At 63.4% G+C, this 23,729-nt stretch carries 35 protein-coding genes; 20 read left to right on the forward strand and 15 right to left on the reverse strand.

All coding sequences use genetic code 11. The annotated features are described in order from the left end of the window. Positions 1-133 precede the first annotated feature (133 nt). The 3 genes from BP38_RS19720 to BP38_RS0108315 all read right to left on the reverse strand — a co-directional run bounded on the left by BP38_RS19720 (position 134) and on the right by BP38_RS0108315 (position 2,110). A complete protein-coding gene (locus BP38_RS19720) occupies positions 134-1,024 on the reverse strand; it encodes a CopD family protein (RefSeq protein WP_051609124.1) in 891 nt (296 codons plus the stop codon). Positions 1,025-1,032: 8 nt separating this feature from the next. Further along, positions 1,033-1,395: a copper resistance CopC family protein gene (locus BP38_RS19725; protein WP_162175138.1), complete on the reverse strand. Its 363-nt coding sequence runs from the start codon at positions 1,393-1,395 to the stop codon at positions 1,033-1,035. A gap of 106 nt (positions 1,396-1,501) precedes the next feature. Beyond that, positions 1,502-2,110 carry a hypothetical protein gene (locus tag BP38_RS0108315; RefSeq protein ID WP_026987352.1) on the reverse strand — a complete coding sequence of 203 codons (609 nt, stop codon included), beginning with the start codon at positions 2,108-2,110 and terminating at the stop codon, positions 1,502-1,504. A gap of 60 nt (positions 2,111-2,170) precedes the next feature. On the opposite strand from BP38_RS0108315, the gene BP38_RS22565 reads away from it, so the two are divergent. Beyond that, a complete protein-coding gene (locus BP38_RS22565; protein WP_211250268.1) occupies positions 2,171-2,344 on the forward strand; it encodes a type 2 periplasmic-binding domain-containing protein in 174 nt (57 codons plus the stop codon). Between the two features lie 5 nt (positions 2,345-2,349). Here the strand turns inward: BP38_RS22565 and BP38_RS0108325 are convergent, their stop codons facing one another. Continuing rightward, positions 2,350-2,655, reverse strand: a complete 306-nt coding sequence (locus BP38_RS0108325) for a hypothetical protein (protein WP_026987353.1) — start codon at positions 2,653-2,655, stop codon at positions 2,350-2,352. Further along, positions 2,556-2,990: a gamma-glutamylcyclotransferase family protein gene (locus tag BP38_RS23330; RefSeq protein WP_081816544.1), complete on the reverse strand. Its 435-nt coding sequence runs from the start codon at positions 2,988-2,990 to the stop codon at positions 2,556-2,558. The genes BP38_RS0108325 and BP38_RS23330 overlap by 100 nt, the downstream gene beginning before the upstream one ends. Positions 2,991-3,275: 285 nt before the next feature. Between BP38_RS23330 and BP38_RS0108335 the strand changes: the two genes are divergently transcribed. The 5 genes from BP38_RS0108335 to BP38_RS0108355 all read left to right on the forward strand — a co-directional run bounded on the left by BP38_RS0108335 (position 3,276) and on the right by BP38_RS0108355 (position 7,266). Next, the gene (locus BP38_RS0108335) at positions 3,276-3,941 is read left to right on the forward strand and encodes a glutathione S-transferase family protein (protein ID WP_322098947.1); all 666 of its coding nucleotides are present in this window, start codon (positions 3,276-3,278) and stop codon (positions 3,939-3,941) included. A 142-nt stretch (positions 3,942-4,083) separates the two neighbouring features. After that, the gene (locus BP38_RS0108340) at positions 4,084-4,536 is read left to right on the forward strand and encodes a carboxymuconolactone decarboxylase family protein (protein ID WP_026987356.1); all 453 of its coding nucleotides are present in this window, start codon (positions 4,084-4,086) and stop codon (positions 4,534-4,536) included. A 21-nt stretch (positions 4,537-4,557) separates the two neighbouring features. Beyond that, complete coding sequence (locus BP38_RS0108345) at positions 4,558-5,457, forward strand: sigma-70 family RNA polymerase sigma factor (RefSeq protein ID WP_026987357.1); 900 nt, start codon at positions 4,558-4,560, stop codon at positions 5,455-5,457. 229 nt (positions 5,458-5,686) lie between these two features. After that, entirely contained in the window at positions 5,687-6,313 is a 627-nt protein-coding gene (locus BP38_RS0108350) for a LysE family translocator (RefSeq protein WP_026987358.1), read from the forward strand. 107 nt (positions 6,314-6,420) lie between these two features. After that, the gene (locus tag BP38_RS0108355; RefSeq protein WP_026987359.1) at positions 6,421-7,266 is read left to right on the forward strand and encodes an isocitrate lyase/PEP mutase family protein; all 846 of its coding nucleotides are present in this window, start codon (positions 6,421-6,423) and stop codon (positions 7,264-7,266) included. 81 nt (positions 7,267-7,347) lie between these two features. Here the strand turns inward: BP38_RS0108355 and BP38_RS0108360 are convergent, their stop codons facing one another. After that, on the reverse strand, positions 7,348-8,244 hold the full coding sequence (locus BP38_RS0108360; protein ID WP_026987360.1) for a LysR family transcriptional regulator ArgP: 897 nt from the start codon (positions 8,242-8,244) through the stop codon (positions 7,348-7,350). Positions 8,245-8,342: 98 nt separating this feature from the next. On the opposite strand from BP38_RS0108360, the gene BP38_RS0108365 reads away from it, so the two are divergent. Further along, positions 8,343-8,945, forward strand: a complete 603-nt coding sequence (locus BP38_RS0108365; protein ID WP_026987361.1) for a LysE/ArgO family amino acid transporter — start codon at positions 8,343-8,345, stop codon at positions 8,943-8,945. Here the strand turns inward: BP38_RS0108365 and BP38_RS0108370 are convergent. Then, the gene (locus tag BP38_RS0108370; RefSeq protein WP_026987362.1) at positions 8,942-9,385 is read right to left on the reverse strand and encodes a VOC family protein; all 444 of its coding nucleotides are present in this window, start codon (positions 9,383-9,385) and stop codon (positions 8,942-8,944) included. The two genes, BP38_RS0108365 and BP38_RS0108370, sit on opposite strands and share 4 nt — an antisense overlap. Positions 9,386-9,421: 36 nt before the next feature. Continuing rightward, the gene (locus BP38_RS0108375) at positions 9,422-9,886 is read right to left on the reverse strand and encodes a MarR family winged helix-turn-helix transcriptional regulator (RefSeq protein ID WP_211250269.1); all 465 of its coding nucleotides are present in this window, start codon (positions 9,884-9,886) and stop codon (positions 9,422-9,424) included. An 87-nt stretch (positions 9,887-9,973) separates the two neighbouring features. Here BP38_RS0108375 and BP38_RS19730 point away from each other — a divergent pair, with 87 nt between their 5' ends. From BP38_RS19730 to BP38_RS0108405, 6 genes are all read left to right on the forward strand, one after another. Further along, positions 9,974-10,711: a DUF899 domain-containing protein gene (locus BP38_RS19730; RefSeq protein WP_035724275.1), complete on the forward strand. Its 738-nt coding sequence runs from the start codon at positions 9,974-9,976 to the stop codon at positions 10,709-10,711. 6 nt (positions 10,712-10,717) lie between these two features. Further along, positions 10,718-10,930: a hypothetical protein gene (locus tag BP38_RS0108385; RefSeq protein WP_026987364.1), complete on the forward strand. Its 213-nt coding sequence runs from the start codon at positions 10,718-10,720 to the stop codon at positions 10,928-10,930. Between the two features lie 30 nt (positions 10,931-10,960). Next, a complete protein-coding gene (locus BP38_RS0108390; RefSeq protein WP_026987365.1) occupies positions 10,961-11,698 on the forward strand; it encodes a DUF899 domain-containing protein in 738 nt (245 codons plus the stop codon). Further along, positions 11,679-12,122 carry a YybH family protein gene (locus BP38_RS0108395; RefSeq protein WP_026987366.1) on the forward strand — a complete coding sequence of 148 codons (444 nt, stop codon included), beginning with the start codon at positions 11,679-11,681 and terminating at the stop codon, positions 12,120-12,122. The genes BP38_RS0108390 and BP38_RS0108395 overlap by 20 nt, the downstream gene beginning before the upstream one ends. 77 nt (positions 12,123-12,199) lie before the next feature. Continuing rightward, positions 12,200-12,922, forward strand: a complete 723-nt coding sequence (locus BP38_RS19735) for a cytochrome c oxidase assembly protein (protein ID WP_035724277.1) — start codon at positions 12,200-12,202, stop codon at positions 12,920-12,922. Between the two features lie 37 nt (positions 12,923-12,959). Beyond that, a complete protein-coding gene (locus BP38_RS0108405; RefSeq protein WP_162175139.1) occupies positions 12,960-13,400 on the forward strand; it encodes a copper chaperone PCu(A)C in 441 nt (146 codons plus the stop codon). A 13-nt stretch (positions 13,401-13,413) separates the two neighbouring features. Here BP38_RS0108405 and BP38_RS0108410 read toward each other — a convergent pair whose 3' ends face one another. Continuing rightward, positions 13,414-14,061, reverse strand: coding sequence for an MBL fold metallo-hydrolase (locus tag BP38_RS0108410; RefSeq protein ID WP_026987368.1), 648 nt, complete (start codon positions 14,059-14,061; stop codon positions 13,414-13,416). Positions 14,062-14,145: 84 nt separating this feature from the next. Between BP38_RS0108410 and soxR the strand changes: the two genes are divergently transcribed. Next, positions 14,146-14,607 carry a redox-sensitive transcriptional activator SoxR gene (soxR, locus tag BP38_RS0108415; RefSeq protein WP_026987369.1) on the forward strand — a complete coding sequence of 154 codons (462 nt, stop codon included), beginning with the start codon at positions 14,146-14,148 and terminating at the stop codon, positions 14,605-14,607. A gap of 49 nt (positions 14,608-14,656) precedes the next feature. On the opposite strand, the gene BP38_RS0108420 is transcribed toward soxR, so the two are convergent. After that, a complete protein-coding gene (locus tag BP38_RS0108420) occupies positions 14,657-15,031 on the reverse strand; it encodes a group I truncated hemoglobin (protein ID WP_026987370.1) in 375 nt (124 codons plus the stop codon). A 65-nt stretch (positions 15,032-15,096) separates the two neighbouring features. Next, positions 15,097-15,321 carry a tautomerase family protein gene (locus BP38_RS0108425; RefSeq protein WP_026987371.1) on the reverse strand — a complete coding sequence of 75 codons (225 nt, stop codon included), beginning with the start codon at positions 15,319-15,321 and terminating at the stop codon, positions 15,097-15,099. A 188-nt stretch (positions 15,322-15,509) separates the two neighbouring features. On the opposite strand from BP38_RS0108425, the gene BP38_RS0108430 reads away from it, so the two are divergent. Then, positions 15,510-16,964 (forward strand): aminotransferase-like domain-containing protein, encoded by a 1,455-nt coding sequence (locus BP38_RS0108430; protein ID WP_051609127.1) that lies wholly within the window; start codon positions 15,510-15,512, stop codon positions 16,962-16,964. Between the two features lie 44 nt (positions 16,965-17,008). Then, positions 17,009-18,013: a GlxA family transcriptional regulator gene (locus BP38_RS0108435; RefSeq protein ID WP_026987373.1), complete on the forward strand. Its 1,005-nt coding sequence runs from the start codon at positions 17,009-17,011 to the stop codon at positions 18,011-18,013. A 27-nt stretch (positions 18,014-18,040) separates the two neighbouring features. Here BP38_RS0108435 and BP38_RS0108440 read toward each other — a convergent pair whose 3' ends face one another. Then, positions 18,041-18,313, reverse strand: a complete 273-nt coding sequence (locus BP38_RS0108440) for a DUF4242 domain-containing protein (RefSeq protein ID WP_026987374.1) — start codon at positions 18,311-18,313, stop codon at positions 18,041-18,043. Positions 18,314-18,483: 170 nt separating this feature from the next. Beyond that, positions 18,484-19,020, reverse strand: coding sequence for a lactoylglutathione lyase (gene gloA, locus BP38_RS0108445; RefSeq protein WP_026987375.1), 537 nt, complete (start codon positions 19,018-19,020; stop codon positions 18,484-18,486). Positions 19,021-19,142: 122 nt separating this feature from the next. On the opposite strand from gloA, the gene BP38_RS0108450 reads away from it, so the two are divergent. After that, positions 19,143-19,367: a hypothetical protein gene (locus BP38_RS0108450; protein ID WP_035724280.1), complete on the forward strand. Its 225-nt coding sequence runs from the start codon at positions 19,143-19,145 to the stop codon at positions 19,365-19,367. A gap of 96 nt (positions 19,368-19,463) precedes the next feature. Further along, on the forward strand, positions 19,464-20,078 hold the full coding sequence (locus tag BP38_RS0108455) for an HD domain-containing protein (RefSeq protein WP_322098948.1): 615 nt from the start codon (positions 19,464-19,466) through the stop codon (positions 20,076-20,078). A 4-nt stretch (positions 20,079-20,082) separates the two neighbouring features. Here the strand turns inward: BP38_RS0108455 and BP38_RS0108460 are convergent, their stop codons facing one another. Then, on the reverse strand, positions 20,083-20,412 hold the full coding sequence (locus tag BP38_RS0108460; RefSeq protein WP_026987378.1) for a hypothetical protein: 330 nt from the start codon (positions 20,410-20,412) through the stop codon (positions 20,083-20,085). Positions 20,413-20,436: 24 nt separating this feature from the next. After that, a complete protein-coding gene (locus tag BP38_RS19740; RefSeq protein ID WP_035724282.1) occupies positions 20,437-21,144 on the reverse strand; it encodes a class I SAM-dependent methyltransferase in 708 nt (235 codons plus the stop codon). A gap of 143 nt (positions 21,145-21,287) precedes the next feature. On the opposite strand from BP38_RS19740, the gene BP38_RS19745 reads away from it, so the two are divergent. Both BP38_RS19745 and BP38_RS0108475 read left to right on the forward strand, forming a co-directional pair. Further along, positions 21,288-22,151 (forward strand): HTD2 family dehydratase, encoded by an 864-nt coding sequence (locus BP38_RS19745; protein ID WP_051609128.1) that lies wholly within the window; start codon positions 21,288-21,290, stop codon positions 22,149-22,151. A gap of 181 nt (positions 22,152-22,332) precedes the next feature. Beyond that, a complete protein-coding gene (locus tag BP38_RS0108475) occupies positions 22,333-23,721 on the forward strand; it encodes an aspartate aminotransferase family protein (protein WP_026987379.1) in 1,389 nt (462 codons plus the stop codon). The last annotated feature ends 8 nt before the right edge of the window (positions 23,722-23,729 follow it).

Below are 23,729 nucleotides of genomic sequence, written 5' to 3' on the forward strand. Positions count from 1 at the left end.
CGCTGGTCTCTTCCCGCAAAGTGGCAGGGGGTGTGACAGATGGCAACACTCTGTCGGCATTGCAATCAATGACAGGCACGGACCCTATCAGTGGACAGCCCGGCCAATGCGCGTGTCCATTTCGGCTTGCTCTTCAGTTCAGGCCGGGTGGTTTGGCGAGCGTCGTGAAGGTTGCCGTGACCAACAGGATGGTGACGACGGCCGCGATCTCCAATCGAATGGACGTCCTCAGCCTTTGCGGCGCTGTGACGTCTCCGGAGAAAAGCGCCGGGGTCAACCGTAACCTGTTGAGGGCAGCAAGCCCCAGGAGAGATGCAAACAACAAGAGCTTCCCGAGAAAGAGCTGTCCGTAATTTGACGTGATGAAATCCGCAGGGCTTTCGAAGAGCAGCCAGAGGAGGCTCACGCCTGCCAGGATAAGCAACGCAACGATGTAGACGGCCAAGTCTCCAAAACGCTTGGCGGCGGTGCCAAAACGTTCGCCGTCACGGCGCCTGCACAGCACGAGCAAGGGCAGCAGAGCACCCAGCCAGTACGTCACCGCAGCGATATGCAGGATAATGAGAAGCTGCGGCCAGGGGCTCAGGCCCAGGGCGGCGGGGTGGCCGCCTGGGGAGAAGGAGAGAATGACCAGTGCACTGCCCAACGCCGCCGTCACAAGGCCGAAGCCACGTGCCCTGATCAGCATCCCCACCAGCAACAGCAGACCGATGATTCGCAACATCAGCGCTGTGTCACGGTTCTCGAAAACGATGGAGAGCAAGAACGGGTCGGCGGCGCTGGAGAAGCTGCCGCCCAGGGCTGCCGCGGTCCAGAGAAAACCTGCAAGGCTGGCCAGGACTCCGATGACGGCAAGACAAGCCGTCGTAAGCGCGATGGGCGTCTTGTCCTCTCCGGCCAGCTGCCGGCCGAAAAGGAGGATGAAAAGGGTGCCTCCCGACGCCGACAAGGCGGTAAAATAGGTTACCGTCTTAAGGGCGATCGTCCCGGCCTGCCAGACGTTGAGCGTGGCGAGGGCCTCCATCAATGCACTCAGTCGGTGGCCACTGTGAACGAGAAGGTACCCTGCATGGCATGACCGTCGTCCGGCGAGAGCGCGCTCCACGAGACGGTATAGTTGCCCTCACTCAGGCTGGGCAGGGGCACCGAATGATCTTCTGCCGCGTTCGAACTGCGTTCGAATTCGACCGGTATCTCCTCGCCATCCTGATGCACCTCGACATTCGTGAGGACGACCGGACCGTTGAAGGTGACCTGCAGAGTCTCGGGTGCGGACTGGACGGTGGCCTCGTTGGCCGGAGTCGAGTTCTTGACGGGAGAGTGCGCCAGAGCGGAGACTGCAGACAGCATCGCCAAGAACGTGATGGAGAGCATTTTAAAATGAAGCTTGCGCACCTGTGTTCTCCTGATTCTTATTCTCTCGTCGTTGCTCAATATCAGAATCCTAACACAAGTCATACAGGAGAGGGGCGGGGCAACATCTGTCCCGGATGCGACTCCCCTAGAGGTGCTCCGCCAGGAAGCGGTCTACTTTTCGGCGCGCGCGTCGGGAGGAGATTTGCTGTGAGGAAACGGTCTGGGGCGTGAGTTCGTCGTTGCCCTTCAAGTGAAATCTGCGTTTGGCCGCGATCGACATGTCGTCTGCACCATAGGCCGCGACAACCATCAGTTCCAGTTCGCTGATCGTTTCCTTGAGGTCCTGTTCGGACAGCCCGGCCTTTCGGGCGGCCCGCTCGATCAGGTTCGAGAAACAGCCGGCGTCCATGAAGGCACCCGGGGCCAAAGGGCCCTGGTGCGTGGTATCCTGCGGGTTCGTTGCGTCTTCGGCCTGCAGGTCATCGATGTCGGTGACGGCCGCCGTCCATTCCTTTTCCTCGTTCTTCAGGGTCACGATGAGGCTTTGGATATAGACCGATTCCGCGCTCATGTTGCTGATCAGGCAATGGGCCTTCACGTCTTGACTGCCGCCCCGATTGATCAGCAGCTTGGGTCTGCGCTGGCGCCGATAGGAGATCAGCAGCAGATGCAGGTAGATCATCCAGACCAGGATCATCGTAATATTTGCCAGGACGTTGAGAACGTCACTGTATTCCTTGAGCCAATCGACCATGGACCCTGTCCTGTTCCGGGTTCGGCCAGACAGCATAACGCCAGCATCAGGAAGTTGCGAGTGACGAGGGGCGAGAGGCGAGAGCGTCTGAGGACGGTTCTCGATGACTGGGTGACGGTGGAGACCGATGTCTATGCCGTCTATCCTTCGCGCCGCCATGTGGTGGCCAAGCTGCGCGCCTTCCTGGATTTCCTGGTAGCCGAATTCAGCTCGGTTTCTCAGCCGCAGCCTTGAGGCTGTCAGGAAACCGCGGAGTGGCTGTCTTCCAGCCCCTGGGCCACCTGGCGCAGGAACGTCCCCAGGTGTCGCCCCGGATTATCCAGGATCTCTCCACAGCGCACTTCCATGTGTGAGGGAAGCTCCGCCGGCTGTCCCTGAACACGGGCCAGGAGAGACTCCCAATACAGGTCCAGTTCCTCAGCCGTACAGACGCCGCGGAAGTCCATCATGAGTTCGGCGTAGGCCAGCAACTCCGACTTCTCCGTCTCCTGCCAGGTCGTGATCGACCAGGGTTTCCGCGAGGCAGGCCAGGTCTGCTCCGGCATGAAGCAGGCACAGGGAGCCGGTCCTCCTTGGTGCTCACGGTCTTGCGGTCCACCCGGAACTCGGGCCACTCAAACCAGGCAATGCGGTCAATGGCCGTGTCTGGAAGGGAATGAAACAGAAGGCCCGGGGCCCACTCACCGGCGGCCGGTTGCAGGACCGGGTGGGGACCGTCGATGGCGTTCACGACGCGATGGTCCGGAAGCCAGGCCGTCTGCCTGGGCACCTGCTCCAGCGACAAACCGCCGGTCACGACATCGAAGACCTCGTTGTCCTGCAGGGTTCCGAAGGAGAACAACGGGTGGGTCCGGAGTACGGCCATGTCCATCTGTGTCATCGTTCACACCCTCCCACCGGAAGATGGTTCACTCTTGTCACCGAAGAGATGGCGACATATCCGATCGACGCGTTGCTGAGGCTCAGCGCAACTCCCGGAGTTTACTCATTTATTCGGATGTGAGGCAATATTCCGGCACTCTTCCTGCCGAACCTTAAGCTCGGCATCGAGCCAAGATTGATGGAAGGGGTGCATCAAGAAGATCCGGCCTTTGCAGCTTTCGCAGGAAAACTGCATTCTCATTCACACACTCTTCAGCTCCTGGGCGGACAGACGACCCCGCCCATGGCTGTCAACAAACACCTGAGCGAAAGGGGAACCATGATCGATCTCTATACCTGGACCACGCCGAATGGGCGCAAGGTGTCCATCCTTCTGGAAGAACTCGGTGTCGACTACGAGGTTCATCCGATTGACATCGGCGCGGGCGAGCAGATGGCGCCCGAATTCCTGAAGATCAGCCCGAACAACAAGATTCCCGCCATCGTGGACCGCGACAGCGGCCTGACCTTGATGGAGTCGGGCGCGATCCTGTGGCATCTCGCTGACAAGCATGGAAAATTCCTGCCCGAGACGCCCGAGGACCGGATGAAGGTCATGGAATGGCTCATGTGGCAGATGGGCGGGTTGGGCCCCATGTGCGGGCAGGCGCACCATTTCCTGCATTTCAATCCCGGAAAGTCGGCTTATGCCGAGGAGCGCTTCTCGGCCGAGGTGCATCGCCTCTATGGGGTTCTCGACCGGCAGCTCGACGGCCGGGACCATATCGTCGGCGACTATTCCATCGCTGACATGGCCTGCTGGCCCTGGGTGTCGCGCTATGAATGGCAGGGTGTCGACCTGGCGGATTATCCCAACGTGCGCGCCTGGTATCAGCGCCTGCTCGAGCGTGATGCGGTAAAGAGAGGCTATCACGTGCCGAAGGTCATGAACGAGATTCCGCCGGGCTGAACGCGTACGGCCCCGCCGGTCCTTTTCTCCACGGACGTACAGACCTGGCTCCGGCAAATAAATTGCACGAAGCTGTGTCACATCGCACCAGGCTGCCTCGTCTTTCCTTCAGATACCCTGAAACCAGACGAGGAGAACGATCTTGGAACCGCGATTGAATTACCCCGCTGCTGCCCCAGACGCCTTCAAGGCGATGCGGAAGCTGCAGGACTATGTCGCCGACTGTGGGCTGGAACACAGCCTGATCGAGCTGGTGAGGATCCGGGCCTCGCAGATCAACGGCTGCGCCTTCTGCATCCACATGCACACCCGGGACGCCCGGGCGGCCGGGGAAAGCGAGACCCGGCTCTACCTGCTGTCGGCCTGGTGGGAGTCGCCGCTCTTCACCCCGCGTGAGCGGGCGGCCCTGGCCTGGACCGAGGCCCTGACCCGCGTGGCCGAAACCCAGGCGCCGGACAGCGACTATGAGGAACTCGGCCGGCATTTCAACGAGGCGGAGCAGGTAAAGCTGAGCCTGCTGATCGGGGTCATCAACATCTGGAATCGCCTCGCCATCGGCTTTCGCAGCCTGCATCCTGTCGAGGAGACTGTGTGAGGGAAGAAGCGGAAAACGGATATGCCGGCTGACAGCCTGCAGATCTTCGAGCAACAGCGACGGCGTCTCACCGGCCTGGCCTATCGCATGCTGGGTGCGGTGAGCGACGCCGAGGACGTGGTGCAGGACGCCTGGCTGCGCTGGCAGCGCGTCGAGCCGACGGAGATTGCCAACCCGCAGGCTTGGCTCTCGACGGTGGTCACGCGGCTGTGCCTCGACCGCCTGAAGGAAGCCAGGCGCCGGCGGGAGACTTATGTCGGGGCCTGGCTGCCAGAGCCGCTGCTGGAAGATCCCGAACTTGCGATGACGCCGGAGGCGGAGGTGGGCCGGGACGTCTCCTTCGCCCTGATGCTGGCGCTCGAGCGCCTTTCTCCGTTGGAGCGGGCGGCCTTCATCCTGCATGACGTCTTCGAACTCGATTTTGCCGAAGTGGCTGCTGCGTTGGAGCGCAGCGAAGCCGCCTGTCGCCAGCTGGCCAGTCGGGCGCGGGGTCGCCTGCGCGCCGAGCGGCCGCGTTTTACGCCCAGTTCGGAGGAGAGGGCCTTCCTGGTGCAGGCCTTCCTGGAGGCCTCGCGCAGCGGGGATACGCAGCGGCTGCAGGGCCTGCTCTCGGAGGGTGCTGTGCTTCACAGCGACGGTGGCGGGCGCAAGCCGGCGGCTCTGAATCCCATCCTCGGGCGCGAGAAGATCTGCCGTTTCTTTGCCGGTCTGGATCGCAAGGGCAAGACCGGTCCGCCGCGCTGGACCCGGCGCACGACGATCAACGGTCTGCCGGGCTGCGTCTCGGTAGAGGCCGACGGAACCCTGCAGACCAGCGCCTTCGAGATCGCGAACGGGCGGATCGTCGCGATTTACACCGTGCGCAATCCCGACAAGCTGACGCATCTGTTGCCGCTGCTGGAGGCGGAGGGCCTTGGCTGAAGTTCCTCTATAAAACGAGGTCAGCCTCAGGCTAGAAGACAGGTCTGTCTGAAGGAGGCGCTTGCGGCATGGCCGCCTGGGAGGGGTTGATAAAGGAATGAAGCAAAGCTTTAATCCCGGGCGTGGATGTAGTTCACAGGCAAATGAAATGATCGATTTCCATGCACCCGCGATCTGACTGTGCAAGGGGTTTGACTAGGGTGCCAAGCAAACTGCGAAGAGGAAGCGAATGCCCGTCGAACTCCAGACGCTGCTGATCTTCGTTCCGATCGCGCTTTCGCTCAATTTCACGCCGGGCGCGGACATGCTGTTCTGCCTCGGACAGGGTGTTCGCTCGGGGCCGAGGGCCGGAGTTGCCGCCTCCCTGGGAATCGCGACGGGCTCCTTCCTTCATTCCGTCGCCGCAGGCCTGGGGCTCGCCTCTCTCATTGCCGCGCATCCATTGGCTTTCGAGGTGATCCGTTGGAGCGGTGTTGCCTATCTTCTCTGGCTGGCGATCGGGGTCCTGCGGCAGCCCATGGGAGAGCTGCAGCCTGCCGGGGTGTCGAGAGCCAGTGTCTATAACGCTTGGGCAAATGGGACCCTGGTCTGCCTGCTCAATCCCAAGGTGGCCCTGTTCATCCTGGCCCTGGTGCCCCAGTTCGTGGATCCGTCCCAGGGCTCCGTGTTTCTCCAGTTCCTGATTTTCGGGGCTATCCTCAATATCGGTGGCACGCTGGTAAACGGATTGGTGGGCGGATTCTCCGGCGGGATCGGTCGCCTGCTCGCACAGAACAGGCTTGTGGCGCGTGTACTTCAGTATGTGACCAGTTTCGTGTTCTGCATTCTTGCGGCGAAGCTGGCGTTTGACCGGTGAGCCCGCCTCCGAATTTCAAGACAGTCTTTTCAAGTTCACATGCCTCCTTCAGGTCCAGGCATGCTAGCGTCTGGTCAAGCAGCTGTTGAAGGGGGAGTGAAGTTTGAATGAACGAACAGCAGTCAAGGAAGTACGAGCGATTTCAGATGCTTCATCGGGCCAAGGGCGCCTTCGTTATGCCCAATCCCTGGGATGCGGGGACGGCCCGGATTTTGAGCACGTTGGGCTTTTCGGCGCTGGCCACCACGAGTGCGGGCTATGCCTTCTCGGTTGGGCGTCGGGATTCCCATGCAACGCTGGGGCGCACCGAGGTGCTGGAGAATGCGCGGGCCATTGTGGAGGCGACCGACCTTCCAGTGTCCGCCGACCTGGAGGACGGCTTCGGACGCCAGCCGGCGGACTGCGCCGAGACAATCCGAAAGGCAATCTCCAGTGGACTGGTCGGCGGTTCGATCGAGGATGCGACCGGGCATCCTGCCGAGCCGATCTTCGAGTTCGGAGCGTCCGTCGAAAGGATCAGGGCGGCGGTTGAGGCCGCGAAGGACCAGTCGTTCCTGCTGACGGCGCGGGCGGAGAACCACCTATGGGGACGCCAGGACCTGAGGGATACCATCAAGCGCCTGCAGGCCTATTCGGAGGCCGGAGCGGATGTTCTCTATGCGCCCGGGCTGCCGGACCTCGAAGCCATCCGTACGGTCTGCAAGGAAGTCGACAAGCCGGTCAACGTGGTGATGGGATTGCAGGGAGCGACCTATACGGTAGAGGAGCTGTCGGAAGCGGGGGTGAAGCGCATCAGCGTGGGCGGCTCGTTTGCCCGTGCGGCACTGGGGGCGATGGTGCAGGCAGCGCGTGAGGTGCTGGAGCAGGGGACCTTTACCTATTCCGAGACCGCCCTTCCGGGCCGTGCCGTGGCCCAGATGATGTCCGATCGTCCCCTGCCCACGCGTGAGTGACAGTGGACTTATCCGCCTGGATGGTCGAGCGCCGGGACGGGCTGCGGCCCAGAGCGCGTCACCTCCCGGCCGAGATAGCACTTATCCTTCCACGGCAATTGGATGCAGCGCCTCGCCCGCAGCAGTGCGCACGGCCCTGCGCAGGTCGGCCAGGGCCGTGCCAACGCTGCGGCTCTGCTGCCAGTAGAGAGGTACGTCCAGCGGCAGGTCTACGCGGAGCGGGACCAGGCGGCCGCTCTTCAGGTGCTCGGCCACCATTCGTTCCAGGTTGAGGCCCCAGCCGAGACCGGCAAGCGCGGCGTCGACGAAGGCCTGGGTGGCGGGCAACCAGTGGGTCGGTGGCGCGAGATCCCGCCCGAAAGCCTGTTCCAGCCAGAGCTGCTGCAGACGATCTTTTCGGTTGAAAGTGAGGCAGGGCGCCTGGGTGGCCGCCGTCTCTGTCACCCCGTCGGGAAACCAGCGTGCCATGAAGTCCGGACTGGCGGTGGCGATGTAGCGCAGGGCGCCCAGGGGCGTGCTGTCGCAGCCCTGGACCGCCCGGCCATAGCCGGTGACGGCCCCCAGGACCTCGCCCCGGCGGAGCCAGTCGGCGCTGTGCTCCTGATCGTCCAGGACCAGGTCGAACAGGCGATCCGGCATGGCCGCGAGCGCCGGGATGAACCAGGTGGCCAGGCTGTCCGCGTTGACGGCAAGGCGTAACGGCAACCGCGAGGCGTCCAGGCCGGCCTGTGGCAGGCCGTGGCGCAACTCGTCCTCCAGCAAGGCCACCCGCTCCACATGCTGGCAGAGATGCAGGCCGCTCTCGGTGGCCCGGCAGGGCTGGCCGCGCACCACCAGGACCGTGCCCATCCGTTCCTCCAGCAGCTTCACACGCTGCGAGACGGCCGAGGGCGTCAGGCCCAGCTGCTGCGCAGCGCGATCGAAGCCCCCGGTGCGCACGACGGCGGCCAGTGCAGAGAGAAGTGCGTAATCGAGCATGAATTAATTTCTCTTAAGTAGTCTTAGAGAAATTAATTACCCTAATTCAGCGGAGAATGCTATCCGAAGCAACCATTCCAACATCAAGAGGTGCTGCCGTGACATCCGCCTTGCTTCCGGGCTTCCTGCTGGGTTTCAGCCTGATCCTTGCCATCGGCTCGCAGAATGCCTTCGTGCTGCGCCAGGGCTTGCGCGGCGAGCACCTGCTGGCGGTCTGCCTGGTCTGTGCGTTCTCGGACGCGGTGCTTATTTCGGTCGGCGTTGCCGGGTTTGGAGAAATCACCCGGCACTTGCCCGGGCTCGAGCCACTGCTGCGCTATGCCGGGGCCGCCTTCCTGCTGGTCTATGGTGCGCGCTCTTTCCGGGCTGCCTGGCGGGGGAAGGAGGCGCTGGATCCAGCACGGTCCGCGCCGCCTGGGCTGACAGCGACGCTCGGGGTCTGCCTGGCGCTGACCTGGCTGAACCCGCATGTCTACCTGGACACCGTGGTCCTGCTGGGCTCGGTCTCGACACAGTATCCGGGTGAGCAGGGGCTGTTCGCCCTGGGGGCCATCACGGCCAGCTTCGTGTTCTTCTTCATGCTGGGCTACGGCGCGCGGCTGTTGCGCCCCCTCTTCGCCCGGCCTGCCGCCTGGCAGTGGCTGGAGGCGGTGGTGGGCGTGATCATGTGGGCCATCGCCCTGCAGCTGGTGCTCGGCTAACCGGCCGCCTCGTCGGGGCAGTCTTCGCCGGGCACGATCACCATCCAGCTGACGCCGAAGCGGTCGCTGACCATGCCGAAGCAGGGTGAGAAGAAGGTCTTGTCCAGGGGCATCTGCACCGTTCCGCCATCGGCGAGCGTGTCGAAGAGGCGCCGGGCTTCGGTCTCGTTGGCGGCATCGAGGGAGAGCGAGAAGCCGCCGAACTGGGGCGGGGTGTCGCCGCAGGGGGCATCGGAGGCCATGACCGTGGTCTCGCCGATGCGGAAGGCCGTGTGCATGACCTGGTTCTCCTTGCCTTCGGGAACCATGCCGGGCGGCAGGGGCTCTGGCGAGTCGCTGAAGCGCATAATGGCCTGCACTTCGGCGCCCAGGGTGTCGCGGTAGAAGGTCACGGCCTCCTCGCAGGTGCCGTCGAAGAAGAGATAGGTCTGTACCAGCATCAGGGTTCTCCTTTTCATTGCCGGCAAGACCTCGGCTCACGAGAGAGCGCGCAGGTCCTCCAGCAGACTGTCGAGGCCGAGCTCGTTCACGAGCTTGCGGTTTTCCTCCTGGGTGGCCCGCCACAGCGGCATGGCCTCCGCCAGGAGTTCCCGGCCCTGGTCCGTCAAAAGGAGGCGCCGGCCACGGCGGTCCTCGGGGTCCACCTTCACCTGCACCAGGCCGCGCTTTTCCAGCGGCTTGAGGTTGGCGGTCAGGGTCGTGCGGTCCATGGCGAGCAGGCTGGCGACGTCCTTCATGGCGGGGGGCTGCGGGCGATTGAGCGACATCATCAGCGAGAACTGTCCGTTGGTAATGCCCAGTGGCCGCAGGGCTTCGTCGTAGCGTCGGGCCACGGCCCGGGCGGCACGCTGGACATGCAAGCAGAGGCAGGAATCGCGAACTTCAAGCGTGGTCTCATAGGGGACGGTGTTGTTTACGGATGTCGGAGTACTGTTTGACATGATTTATATATGTTGATATCAACTTAATAGTCAAGTTCGACTTTGCCAAGGACCTGCATAACGGGTCTGCCAATCAGGAGAAAGAGTATGCTGCAGAACGCTGTCGTATCCCGGGAAGATTGGCTGGAGGCCCGGAAGGCCCTGCTGGCGCGTGAAAAGGAGCTGACACGCCAGCGCGATGCCCTGAGCGCCGCGCGCCGCGAACTGCCCTGGGTGAAGGTGGAAAAGACCTATGTCTTCGAGACACTGGAGGGTCCGAAGTCGCTCGGCGAGCTGTTCGAAGGCCGCAGCCAGATGATCGTCCATCACTTCATGTTCGGGCCGGGCTGGAAAGAGGGCTGCATCGGCTGTTCCTTTGCCGCCGATCACGCCGAGGGCGCGCTGGTTCATCTGGAAAACCATGATGTCAGCTATCTGCGGGTCTCCCGCGCGCCGCTGGCTGAACTGGAAGCCTATCGCCAGCGCATGGGCTGGTGCGCGCGCTGGGTGTCCTCCCATGACAGCGATTTCAACTACGACTTCCAGGTTTCCTTCACCCCGGAACAGCTCGCACGCGGCGAGATCGACTACAACTACGCGAAGAGCGGCATCCAGAGCGAGGACCTGGGCGGGCTCAGCGTCTTCTACCGCAATGCGGAGGGCGAGGTCTTCCATACTTATTCCGCTTTCGGTCGCGGCGACGAACTGCTGGACACCACCTACATGTTCCTGGACCTGACGCCCGAGGGACGCAACGAGACCGGTCCGCACTACAACCTGATGGATTGGGTGAAGCGTCACGACGACTACGGGACGCCGGCGGCCCGCGCCCTGGCCGGGGAATGAGCGGCCATGCTCTGCTGTGCGTTGGGAGCGGTTCTGCTATCGGCCTTGCTGACCTGGCGGAAGGGATTGGCCATGCTGTCCGCTGTGGCCGGGGGATGGCTGGCAAGCGGCGTCCTGGCGGCCAGCGCGCTGCTGCTCGTTGCAGGGGTGTTCCTGCATTTCGTTCCGCAGAGCGTGGCGGGGCCGGCGGGTGAGTCGGCACTTTGCCTGTTCGAATAAGTCTGGAGCTTCGGGAGAGAAGGAAACCCCATGGAATCTGAGAAAATCGTATCCCGCGGCGACTGGCTGGCTGCGCGCAAGGCCCACCTGGAGCGCGAGAAGGAACTGACCCGCCTGCAGGAGCAGGTGATGGCGGAACGCCGGCAACTGCCCTGGGTACGCATCGAGAAGGCGTATCGCTTCGAGAGCGCGCAGGGGCCGAAGTCCCTGGTCGATCTCTTCGATGGGCGTGAGCAGCTGATCGTCTATCACTTCATGTTTGCACCGGGCTGGCAGGAGGGCTGCGACGGCTGTTCCTTCCTGGCCGACCACTTCGACGGTCCGAACCGGCACCTGAAGCACCACGACGTCTCGCTGGTCTCGGTTTCGCGCGCGCCGCTGGCGGAGTTCCTGCCCTTCAAGCGCCGCATGGACTGGCACTTCGAGTGGGTCTCCTCGCACGGCAGCGACTTCAACTACGACTTCGGGGCCTCCTTCACGCCGGAGCAGGTGGCGCAGGGCAAGCCCCTCTACAACTTCGGCACCACGCCCTACCTGGCCGAGGACCTGCATGGGGTGAGCGTCTTCGTGCGCGAGGGTGACGCGGTTTATCACAGCTATTCGACCTACGCGCGGGGCGGCGATGTCCTGCTGGGCGCCCATCACTTCCTGGACATGACGCCCAAGGGCCGCAACGAGCAGAGCACCATGGACTGGGTGCGTCTGCATGATCGCTACGAGGAAACGCCTGAAGAGAAGGAAAAGAGCCATGACTGTTGCCACAGTTGAAAGCAGTGCCGAGCAGGAGATTCGTGATGTCCTGGACAGCTTCCTGAAGACCGTCTCGTCCAAGGACGTGGAGGCCATCATGGATTTCTATGCGTCCGAGGTGGTGGCCTTTGACGCCATCGCCGCCTTGCAGTTCAAAGGGGCAAAGGCCTATGGCGACCATTGGCGCCAGTGCCTGTCCATGTGCGATGAGCTCTCCCTGGAAGCCAGCGACATCCATATCGCCACAGCCGGGGACCTGGCGACCAGCCATTACCTGCACCGCTGCGCCGGCGTCGACGACAAGGGCGAGGAGCAGGCCTGCTGGATGCGGGCCACGGTGATCTGGCGCAGGCAGGACGGCGGCTGGAAGATCATCCATGACCACTATTCGGCTCCATTCGATCCGGAAAGCGGTCAGGCGCTGATGGGGTTGTCACCGTAAAGCGGCCACCATTTCAGCCCAGCTTGCGGTGCCTCGTCGCATTGATCCGGACGGCCTGCGGTCCCAGACTGTAAGTCATGACGGATCATGACAGAAAGCGCCCGCGCTCCCACCGCAGGGTTCTCCTTCTGACCCTGGTGCCTCTGCTGGTCATGGGCGGGCTGGTCGCCTATTCGCCCACACTCTATCAGATGTTCTGCGACCTGACCGGCTTCGGCGGCACGGTTCAGGCGGCCTCCGAGGAAGAAGGCAAAAGCCCGGGTGAAACCCAGAAGGCGAGTGCCGCAGAGGGTGGCCAGGTGGACGGAGCGGTCGAGGGTGAACGGCCGACGGTCAGGATCACCTTCGATGCCAACGTCGATTCCGCGCTACCCTGGACTTTCCGGCCCGAGCAGCGCGACGTGGAGGTGCCAGTGGGCGAGACGGCCAAGGTCTATTACTACGCCGAGAACAACACAGACGAGACGGTGGTGGCGCGCGCGACCTTCAACGTGACGCCTTACAAGGCCGCTCCCTATTTCTTCAAGATCGAGTGCTTCTGCTTTACAGAGGAGAAGCTGGGTCCGGGCGAGAGTGCGCGCATGCCGCTGCAACTCTATATCGACGAGGAAATGCTGGCCGATACGAACACGGAAATGGTGCGCGATATGACCCTGTCCTACACCTTCTATCGGCAGGAGGATCTCTCGCGCGAAGAGGCGAAAGCCGCGCGCGACCTGAAGGCCGGCTCGCAGCGCGTGGAAGATAGATTGGATCAGGCCGAAGAGGTGGAATACCGCAATGACGCACCACGACAGTAGGCGGACGTTGTCCGCCCGGAAGCGGCAGGGGGCGCTCGTGAGCCTGCTGTCCGCGATGAGCCTGGCAGGCTTGCTTGCTGGCGCGGCCCCGTCGGTGCTGGCGCACAGCTACAAGCTCGGCGAGCTCTCCATCGGGCATATCTGGGCGCCGCCGCCGGCCGAGGATGCGGAGGGCCTGCCGGTCTACGGGCCCTTCCTGAACAATGGGGAAGAGAGCATGACCCTGCAGGGCGCATCTTCACCTCTGGCCGAACGGGTCACCTTCCGCAGCGACGAGGAGGATGCAGAGGAACTGACGGGGGGACTCGAGATCGCCCCCGGCAAGCCCTATGCCATGGCCCCTTGGCGTCCGCACCTCTGGGTGGTCGGCCTCAAGGAGTCCCTGGAGGAAGGAGACTCCCTGGAGCTGACCCTGGATTTCGGCGAGGCCGGCCAGAAGACGATCGAAGTCGAGATCGAGGAAGGCGGCAGCCACTGACTGCCCTGTCCGCTCAGGCCAGGGCGGACAGCTCCTCCAGAGCCGCATCCACAGCCCTGCGCCATTGATCGGGTGTCACCTCCCGTATGCCATCCGGCGCCACGGCTGCACTCGAGATCACCACATCGGGATTGAGTCCCCGCAGCAGTTTCAGGCTGTCCACCAGGTCGGAGTGATTGCTGCCGGGAATCAGGTAGGTCTCCCACCCCCGTTCGCTGGCGAAGATGGTGTCGCCTGTGAAGAGGTAGGTCTTGCCGTGAGGAGAGGCATAGCGGAAGGAGGTGCTGCCCGGCGAGTGTCCTGGCGTCGGGATTACCTCGATGCCGTCCAGCCAGGTCTCGCGTGTCTCGAAGACGAAGTCCAGCGGGCTGACGGCCCGGACCTCCTCGGCTTCCCGGGCATGAATGCCCAGCCTGGCGCCGAAGTGTGCACGCAGGTCGGCCAATGCCGGGGTGATCTCGTCGCGGTGGCTGAGAAGCTGGCAGGCGACGCCGCCCAGGGACTCGATCTGGTCGGCATCCTCCAGAAGGTAGCTGGAGTTGTAGAGGAGAACGTTGCCCTCCGGCCGGGTGAGTAGATAGGCGTGAGTGGTGACCTGTGGCGCCTCCGCGAAGGGATGCTCCGTCAGGCTCTGCCAGAGGTCCGGGTAGATTTGCTGCATGTGAGGCTTCCTTTTCCATAGGCTTTGCATTCCAGGAAGCCATTGGTATAAAACCTCAAGTTTACTTGAGGTCAAGAGGGTTTCATGAAGACAGAATCACAATTTTGCGGACCGGCCGATCTGTCTGTGGGTCAGGTGGCCGCGCGCAGCGGTGTGGCGGTTTCGACGCTGCATTTCTATGAGACAAAGGGCCTGATCGCCAGCCGGCGCAGCCCGGGCAACCAGCGTCGCTATAGCCGCGATGTCCTGCGCCGCATCGCGATCATAAAGGTGGCGCAGCGCATCGGGATTCCGTTGAGCGAGATCCGGGCCGCCCTGGACCGGCTGCCCAACGGCTGCGTCCCCACGGCAAAGGACTGGGCAGAGCTCTCCGCGGCCTGGAAGGACGACCTGGACCGGCGGATCGAGACGCTCACCCGTCTGCGCGATCACCTGAGTGACTGTATCGGCTGTGGCTGCCTGTCCATCGATGCCTGCCGCCTGCGCAATCCGGGCGATGAGCAGGGGTCCCAGGGTCCGGGACCGCGCTTTCTGGAAGCGAACTGACTGCCCTGAGATTATCAGGACAGCCAGCGCTTCCTTCCGCCTGCGTGCTTCAGACGCGGACGATCTCGCCCTTCAGGGAATAGGCGATGGCGAGGACGTCCCGGCGGGTTTCCTCGTCCACGCCATGGGCATCCAGTGATTTCAGGATGTCGTCGAGCACGGCCATGTACTCGCTCTCGCTGATATTCATCCCGCGGTGGATCTCCAGCATGCTGCGGCCCTCGTACTTTTCCGGCCCGCCGCTGCCTTCGCCCAGGAAGTTGCGGAGGTGTTCCTTGGCTTGCGCCATGCGCTCCGGATCCTCCTTCAGTTCCTGGTATCGCGGATTGATCTCGGGATTGGCCAGATGTGCGTCGACGATTCGGTCGACCAGTGCCGATACACCGCGCTCGGATCCAAGCCGCTCGTAAAGGGTCGTGCTCATGGTTTGCCTCCTGTTGTCCTGTTTCTCCTGTGGTGCCGAAGCCTGGGCGCCCTCGCGAGCACGCCTCAAGAGGCTTCGGCGGCGGCCATCTGTCGGACGGCCTGGGAGGTCAGCGGATTGCCGCCGATGGCCCACTGGCCGCTCTTCACCTCGAGTACTCTCACCCAGGTGACGTCACGCATGGCCGGCCCTTCGACCGCAACCATGGCGTCGGTAATGCGCCTGATCATGTCCTGTTTCTGACTTTCGTCGAAAACACCCTCGATGACTTGAATATCGACCAGCGGCATTGTCCTTCTCCCTGTCTCAGACCCGATGATTCGGGACATGCAGCAGGCTATTGGACAGTCCCGCTGGCGGACATGTACACTGCCTCAGGTCGCTGGCTGGACTGTACCGGTACAGCGAACCTGCCAGTGTCGATTGATGGAACTCTCGGTCGTGGTTCAGCGAGTGTCAGGAACGAGATGGGTGCACCATGATCCCGATCCAGCTTGACCGTGAGGGACCTTCCCCCCTGACCGACCAGATCGTCGAGGCGCTTCGTGAGCGCATTGACAGGGGCGTGTTGCGGCCAGGGGCAAAGTTGCCCTCGATCCGGGCCCTTGCCGCCGATAACGATATCAGCCGCTTCACCGTGGTCGAGGCCTATGACCGGTTGGTTGCCATGGGGTACCTGCAGTCCCGGCGCGGAGCAGGCTTCTTCATCTCGAAGAACATGCCGCGTTCAGCCCCGGGACAGGGAAAACGGGAAGAGGAAGCCGACTCCCATCACAACGAGGAGGTTGTCTGGCTGATCCGCAGGTTGCTGGAGGCAGGCAAGGGCCTGACTCTCGCGGGCGGTCCCTGGCTGCCCGCCGACTGGCTGGACGAGGCGAACCTGCGGCGTGTCATGCGTGGGCTGGCCAACAACGAAGGGGACCACCTGATCGAATACGGCGAGCCGTTGGGCTATCGTCCGCTGCGCCAGCATATTGCGGAGACGCTGCTGCCGGAGATCGATATCCGGGCGGAGGAGAACCAGGTGCTGCTGACCTGCGGCGCGAGCCAGGCACTGGACCTGGTGAGCCGCTGTCTGCTGAAGCCCGGCGATAGCGTTCTGGTAGACGATCCCGGCTACTACAATCTTTTCGGAAACCTGCGCCAGCAGGGTCTCCGTCTGATCGGAGTGCCGCGCCAGGAAGACGGCCCCGATATCGAGGCCCTGGACCGCCTGGCGGCGCAATACCGGCCACGCCTCTACTTCACGCAATCGGTGCTGCAGAATCCCACCAGCACGACCTTCACGCCCGCCAAGGCCTTCCGCCTTCTGCAGCTTGCGGAGCGACATGATTTCCGCGTGGTCGAGGATGATATCTTCTCGGATCTGTATCCCGAACCCGCCCCGCGCCTGGCAGCTCTGGACCGGTTGGAGCGCGTGATCTACCTGCGCAGCTTCTCCAAGACTCTGTCCGGCAGCCTGCGTGTCGGCTTCATCGCCTGCGAGCGGGGTCTGGCGGAGCAGTTGACGGACAGCAAGATGGTTACCTGTATCACCACCTCTCTTTTCGCCGAGAAGCTGGTTTATCGCCTGCTGACCGAGGGTTATTACCGCAAGTTCCTGGCGCGTCTGCTGGATCGCCTGGCCGAAGCACGCCAGCGCGTCAGCACGACCTTCGAGCAAACCGGCATCGAGACTTACCACGGCGGCGACAGGGGGCTCTTTCTCTGGGCGCGCTTTCCCGAGGTTGCGGATTCCCTGCCGCTTGCCGAAGCCGCCCAGAAGGAGGGCCTCATGCTCGCCCCCGGTGCGGTGTTCCGCCCGAACCTGCAGGCGAGCCCCTGGATGCGCTTCAACGTTGCCGTTTGCGAAGACCCGAAGGTTCTGGAGCGACTGCAGCGGCAGAGCGCGGCGTTTCGAGACAGGAAGCTGGAGCCGGAAGCGGTACGATAGCCGAAGTCGTAGGCAGCAGCAGCGGTTGAGGAAGGGGCTGAGTGATGATTGATGTCACCGTGGTGCTGGTCAATGACGGCTATGCCTCCACCGCGATCGCTCCACTGGAGGTCTTCTCCTCGGCCGGCGTTCTGCTGAACGCCTTCGCCGGGGAAGCCCCGCAGCCGCAGTTCCAGGTGCAGGTGGCCTCGGTGGATGGACGGCCGGTGCAGAGTGCCCACCAGCTGGCGGTGTCGCCCCAGACGTCGATCGCCGAGATCGAGAAGACGGACCTCATCGTCGTCTCGGCGATCGGGCTCGATGTGGACGGCGCCATTGCCGCGCATCGCCCGCTGCTCGATTGGCTGTGCCAGTGGAACGCGCGCGGCGCCGGCGTGGCCGCCGCTTGCGCCGGTGTTTCTTTCTTGGCGGAGGCCGGCCTGCTCGACGGACGGCGGGGCACCACGCACTGGGCGCTCGCGCAGGAATTCGCGCAGCGCTATCCGAAGGTGGACTGGCGTCCGGAGGCCTTCATTACCGAGGACGAAGGCGTCTATTGCGGCGGTGGCATTTACGGCGTGATCGACCTCAGCCTCTATCTGGTGGAGAAATTCTGCGGCCATGACATCGCCCTGGATTGCGCCCGCTCAATGCTGGTGGAGATGCCCCGCGTCAACCAGGCTGGCTTTGCCGTACTGCCGCTGAGCAGCCGGCACGACGACCCGGCGATCCGCAAGGCGGAGGAATGGCTGCATACGCATTTCCGTGAGGAGGTGCGGCTGGAGGCGCTGGCAGCTCAGTTGGGCATGAGCCCGCGCAACTTCGAGCGCCGCTTCAAGGCGGCCACCGGCATGAAGGCGCGCAGTTATCTTCAGGCGCTGAGGATTGCGACGGCCCGGCGGTTGCTGGAGGAGGGCGCGCGCTCGGTGCAACAGGTCGGAAGTACGGTCGGCTACGATGATGCGACCCATTTCCGGGCGCTCTTCAAGCGGCATACCGGTTTGACGCCGGCCGCCTATCGGGCGCGCTTCGGTCGTACGGGAGAGTCCCTGCCTGCCGAGCGAGGCTGAAGCGGCCCGGCAGGCAGGACGGCGGCCTCATTCAGCTGCGGTCGGATCGAGCATTCCGCGTACCGGTGAGATGCGATCAGCCGGAACGCCGGCCTTTTCCGCATGCGCGCGGACCTGGTCCTCATTTTGTGCCCGAAAGATGCAGTAGAACTTGTCGTCGGTTACATAGCTGTGGACCCACTGTATCCCCGGTCCCACTTCGCGCAGGGCGGCGCAGGAGGCTTCTGCGCCGTCTTTCAATTTCTCCGCCGAAGCGCGGCCGATACCGGGTATATCCCTCTCGATGACGTATTCAGGCATGTAAATTCCCTCCTGTTCATGAAGTGGACAGCCCTCTGGGGACTGGTCCTCAAAGCATGTGCAGAAAGTCCATAACCTGCCAGCCGGTGCAGCGGACAGTCATGGTCGGTGAATCCGACATGGCTGCTCTATGGAAAACCGGAAACCGCCAATTCGTGGGGGGAGGGCTGCTACCGCCCCATCCCCTTCAGGCGCGCCGGTTCCACGATCTCGATCCAGTAGCCATCCGGGTCCTTGATGAAGGCGACGTTCTTCATCTTGCCGTCCTCGGGGCGCTTAACGTAGTCGACGCCGTTGCTGTCGAACCAGGAGATGGCGCGGTCCAGGTCTGGGACCGAGATGCAGATGTGGCCGAAGCCCTGGGGCTGGTCATTGCCGTTGTGGTAGGTCGCATCGGGGTCCTTCTCGGTGCCCCAATTGTGCGTCAGTTCCAGGATGCCGCGCTGTGAGAAGGTCCAGGCCGTCCGCTCGCCTGTGTCCTCCGGAGGCGCGTCCCCGTCCTGCAGGCAGGTCAGGAAGTAGAGCGAGAACTCCATCTCCGGGAAGTCCAGCCGGCGCAGCACCTTCATGCCAAGAACGCCACTGTAGAAGGCCAGCGAAATCTCGGGGTCGCGGACCCGCAGCATGGAGTGATTGAGGGTGAAGCCCTCGGTTTCCTCGGGACGTTCCTTGACGCTGCCGGGATGGGATTCGCCGCTGAAGGCCATTGTGCGATGTCTCCTGTTTTCTGTCTGGACGAAAGCCCCTGACATTGGGTTGCACCGGAGAGTTTCAACGGCAAGAATCGAATTCAACAGCCTATATGTGTTTGATGGCATGGGGCGAGAGGATGCGCGCCGAAATTAACCCGCTGTACAACTGGATGCATGCCGAGATCGGGGCCTGTCTGAAGCGCGAGGAGCAGGTGGACAAGGAGGCCTTGATCGCGCGGGCCATGACCGATGGGGTCAGTCATGCCGAAGCGGAGGATGTCTATGAGGAGGCTATGGAAGACTGGATCGAGGTCTACAGCCTGGTGGGCAGGATCAATTCCGGAGAGCTGGACGAGCCTTGAAGCGGCCGCCGGTGCTGCCTTGTCATTGCCCCTTCCGCTGGGTCGCACTACCTTGCCGGCCACGAATCCTGGCGCACAGATTTCTTGGAGCACTACGTGGCTGAGCAACATCCGCGCGCCTGGCAGCGCATGCTGTCGGGCCGCAGGCTGGACCTGCTAAATCCCTCGCCCCTGGACGTCGAGGTCGAGGACATCGCCCATGGCCTGTCCCGCGTGGCGCGCTGGAACGGCCAGACGCGCGGGGACTGGGCCTTCAGCGTGGCGCAGCACTGCTTGCTGGTGGAGGAGCTCTGCGGGGTCATGAAGCCGGACCTGCCGGCGCGCTGGCGCCTGGCTGCCCTGCTGCACGATGCCCAGGAATACGTGGTGGGCGACCTGATATCGCCCTTCAAGGCAGCGGTGGGCTGGAGCTACAAGGCCCTGGAGAAGCGCCTGTCCAGCGCGGTTTTCCTGCGCTTTGGCCTGCCAGGCGAGTTGCCGAAGACGGTGGAGGCGCAAATCAAGCGCGGCGACCAGGCCGCGGCCTATGTGGAGGCGATTCAGCTGGCCGGGTTCGAGGAAAAGGAAGCCCGGCGTCTGTTCCGGCCGCCGCGCGGCCATGACTTGTCCCCCGAACGCCTGCCGCTTGTACCCCAGGATCCCGAATCCGCAAAGTCCGCCTATCTGGAACGCTTTGCCACCCTGCAGTCGGAGATGCAGGGAAAGGGGTAAATATCTACACGCCGGCCGCTGCGTTGCGCGCCCTGCGCTCGCCACGCCGTCCGGCAGCTTTGGCCTGTCCAGCGCGGGCGGTTTCGTGCAACAGGGCCACGAGCCGTCGATTAGGGGGCAGCGGCTGGGCAGGCTGTCCTGCGGCGGCCACTTCCTGAAGTCCATGGCGCGCAATCAGGTTGCGGGCCGCCGTTGCGGGATCATCCAACCGCAGGGACCAGGACAGCAGTAGGTCCTCGGCCGGTCCGGGGAAGGTCTCACCCATTTCCAGGGCCTGGCCGATCAGGCCGCCGGGGTCGTCCGCAGAGTGGTGTGACGAGAGATACTGCACCATTGGACGCTCCCCGTTGCCTTGACGCTAGTTAACCTGCAGGAGATTGATACGCATGGGCTGTGCGAAAAGATACTTGCCGTCCTGGCTTTCGGCATAGCCCTCGAAAGCGGCCTTCAATTCCGGTTCCACCTGCTCGACCCGCTCCGCCCGCTCGGCATCGGCGGCAACGATACGGTCCCGGAAGGCCTGGAAATCGGGATAGAGGATCGGGGCTTCGTAAACGATCTCGCTCAACTCCTGGCAGTGCTTGCCGCCGGTGAAGGTGCGCAGGGCGTCATAGGCCTGAGCCCGCACCACGGTTTCGTCCTCAACGGGCAGCATGGCCTGGAAATGCGGGCCCTGGGCCAGGGGTTCGGCAACATAGATCAGGCCTTTCGGCTTGACCACGCGGGCCGCCTCTTCCAGGCCATCAGCCATCAGTTCGGCCGGAATATGATGCAGAGAGTTGAAGAAGATTGCGGCATCGAAGCTGTCGTCCTGGAAGGGCAGGGCCTCCGCGCCCGAGACCTCGTAGCCTTCGTCGGCAACCGCTGCTTCACTGCGTGCCGCGGTGACTTCACCTTCCGATGGGTCCACCCCCATGGCGGTGGCGCCGCGCTTGGCCAGGGCACGAACCATGGCGCCACTGCCACAGCCGATGTCCAGAACCTTGCGCCCCTCGAGCGGCAGGTTTTCAACAAGGACGTCAATATTCGTCCGGCGAGGAAAGATCTGTGATGTCTGTTCGGTCATAGGGCAAAGCTAAAACAAATGAGCCCGTTAGGCCAGAACCCCGCTACGCCTATTCGATCTGCGTGCTGGTCATGAGCTTTGCAAGGCGCTAGAGCTTTGCCGGGATTGTGCGAAAGCGTGCCATATGAGGAGGGCAGTGTGCCATGACGGAAACGGATCTGACGGCCTGGATCGGACGGCAGGAGAAGCGTGAGGACCGGATCGACGCCAATCGGGCCAACGGCCTCAGGGCGACGCTTGAAAGCCCGGACGCAGGCTTTCGTGAAGGTGATGCATTGCCTCCGCTCTGGCATTGGGCCTATTTCTGGGACATTGCCGGCCAATCGGAACTGGGCCCGGACGGCCATCCGGCGCGCGGCGGCTTCCTGCCGCCGGTCGACCTGCCGCGACGGATGTGGGCGGGGGGACGCCTGAAGTGGCCCGGTGACCTGGTGATCGGCGCACTGGCCCGACGCGAATCGACCATCACCTCGGTACAGGAGAAGGAGGGGCGCTCGGGGCGCCTGGTCTTCGTCACCGTGCGCCACGTGATTTCCGGGGAGGCAGGGCCGGCCATCGAGGAAGAGCATGATATCGTCTATCGCCAGGCGCCCGGACCCCAGGACACGCCGCCCAAACCGCTGGCGCCACCAGAGAGTCCCGTGCGCTGGCAGCGCCGTGTGGAAGCCGAGGCCACACGCCTGTTCCGCTATTCCGCCCTGACCTTCAACGGCCACCGCATTCACTACGATCACCCCTATGTCACCCAGGAGGAAGGCTATCCTGGGCTGGTGGTGCATGGGCCGATGATGGCGACCCTGATGGTGGAACTGCTGCGGCATTCGGCGCCGGAGCGGCGTGTTGTCAGTTTGGACTTCTGCGCGCGCAGCCCGGTCTTCGCACCCGCCAGCCTGGGGGTCTTTGCCGCCGATTCCGAGGTGGCCGATGCCACCCCGCAGCGCCTTGAGACCTGGGTGACCGGAGGCGATGGCGCGCTGGCCATGTCGGGTCTGGCCGAACTGGCCTGAATCCGGCGCTGTGGGAGTGCCGTTTGCCGTGCCGAGCGGGGCGCATGCAGGCGCCGCGCAAGAGCCCTGCGGGGATTGGGGTTGAGCCAGTCTGGTCGGGCGGTATAGCTTGGGGCATCAAACACGCGAGGATGACCTGCGAAAGCGGCATCCTCTACTCTCACGGAACAGGAGACCCGTCATGTCGACTCGACCCAATTCGCCTGCGGCGAAGGACATTGCCTATAACCTGCATCCCTACACGAACGCGCGTCGGCACGAGGAATCCGGGCCGCTGATCGTGGATCACGGGAAGGGCGTTCATGTCTATGACGACCAGGGCAAGGAGTACATCGAGGGCATGGGTGGTCTCTGGTGCGTCGCGCTGGGCTTCGGCGAGGAGCGCCTGGTGAAGGCGGCGACCGAGCAGATGCAGCGTCTGCCCTACTACCACAGCTTCGCCCAGAAATCCCACGAGCCCTCCATCGAGCTGTCCGAGCGCCTGCTGGACATGGCGCCGGGCGAGCTGGGCAAGGTCTTCTATGCCAACTCCGGCTCGGAAGCGAACGACACGGTCGTGAAGCTGGTCTGGTACTACAACAACGCCCTGGGGCGGCCGAACAAGAAGAAGATCATCTCGCGCATCAAGGGCTATCACGGCGTCACGGTGGCCTCGGCCAGCCTGACCGGCCTGCCGGCCAACCACCGGGATTTCGACCTGCCCATCGACGGCATCATGCACACGGCCTGCCCGCACCACTACCACAACGCCTTTCCGGGCGAGAGCGAGGAGGAGTTCGCCAGCCGCATGGCCGGACAGCTCGAGGAGATGATCCTGCGCGAAGGCCCGGATACCGTGGCGGCCTTCATCGGCGAGCCCGTCATGGGGGCTGGCGGCGTGATCGTGCCGCCCAAGACCTATTGGGACAAGATCCAGCGCGTCTGCCGCAAGTACGACGTCCTGGTCATCGCGGACGAGGTCATCTGCGGCTTCGGGCGGACCGGTGAAATGTTCGGCAGCGATGTCTTCGACATCAAGCCTGACCTCTTGGTGGTCTCGAAGCAGATCACCTCGGCCTACATGCCGCTGTCTGCGGTGCTGATGACAGATCAGATCTATCAGGCCGTGGCCGACAACACGGCCAAGATCAGCACCTTTGGCCACGGCTACACGGCCAGCGCGCACCCGGTGGCAACCGCAGTGGCGCTGGAGAACCTGAAGATCCTGGAAGAGCGCAAGATCGTCGATCACGTGAAGAAGGTCGCACCACGCCTGCAGGATGGCCTGCGCCGCTTTGCCGATCACCCGCTGGTGGGCGAGGTGCGTGGCATCGGCCTGATGGCGGCGGTCGAACTGGTGGCGGACAAGGAACAGCGCAGCCTGTTCGATCCCGTGGGCCGTGTCGGCTTCCACCTTTACGACGTCGCCCAGAAGAATGGCCTGATCCTGCGCAACGTCGGCGATTCCCTGGCGTTCTGCCCGCCGCTGATCATCTCGGAAGACGAGATCGACACGCTGCTGGATCGCTTCGGCCAGGCGCTCGACGAGACCTACAGCTGGAGCACCCGCACGGGTGTTGCGGCCGAATAGCAGTCCTG

It is taken from the genome of Fodinicurvata fenggangensis DSM 21160 (genome assembly GCF_000686045.1).
In the GTDB taxonomy this organism is placed as follows: Bacteria; Pseudomonadota; Alphaproteobacteria; order Kiloniellales; family DSM-21159; genus Fodinicurvata; species Fodinicurvata fenggangensis.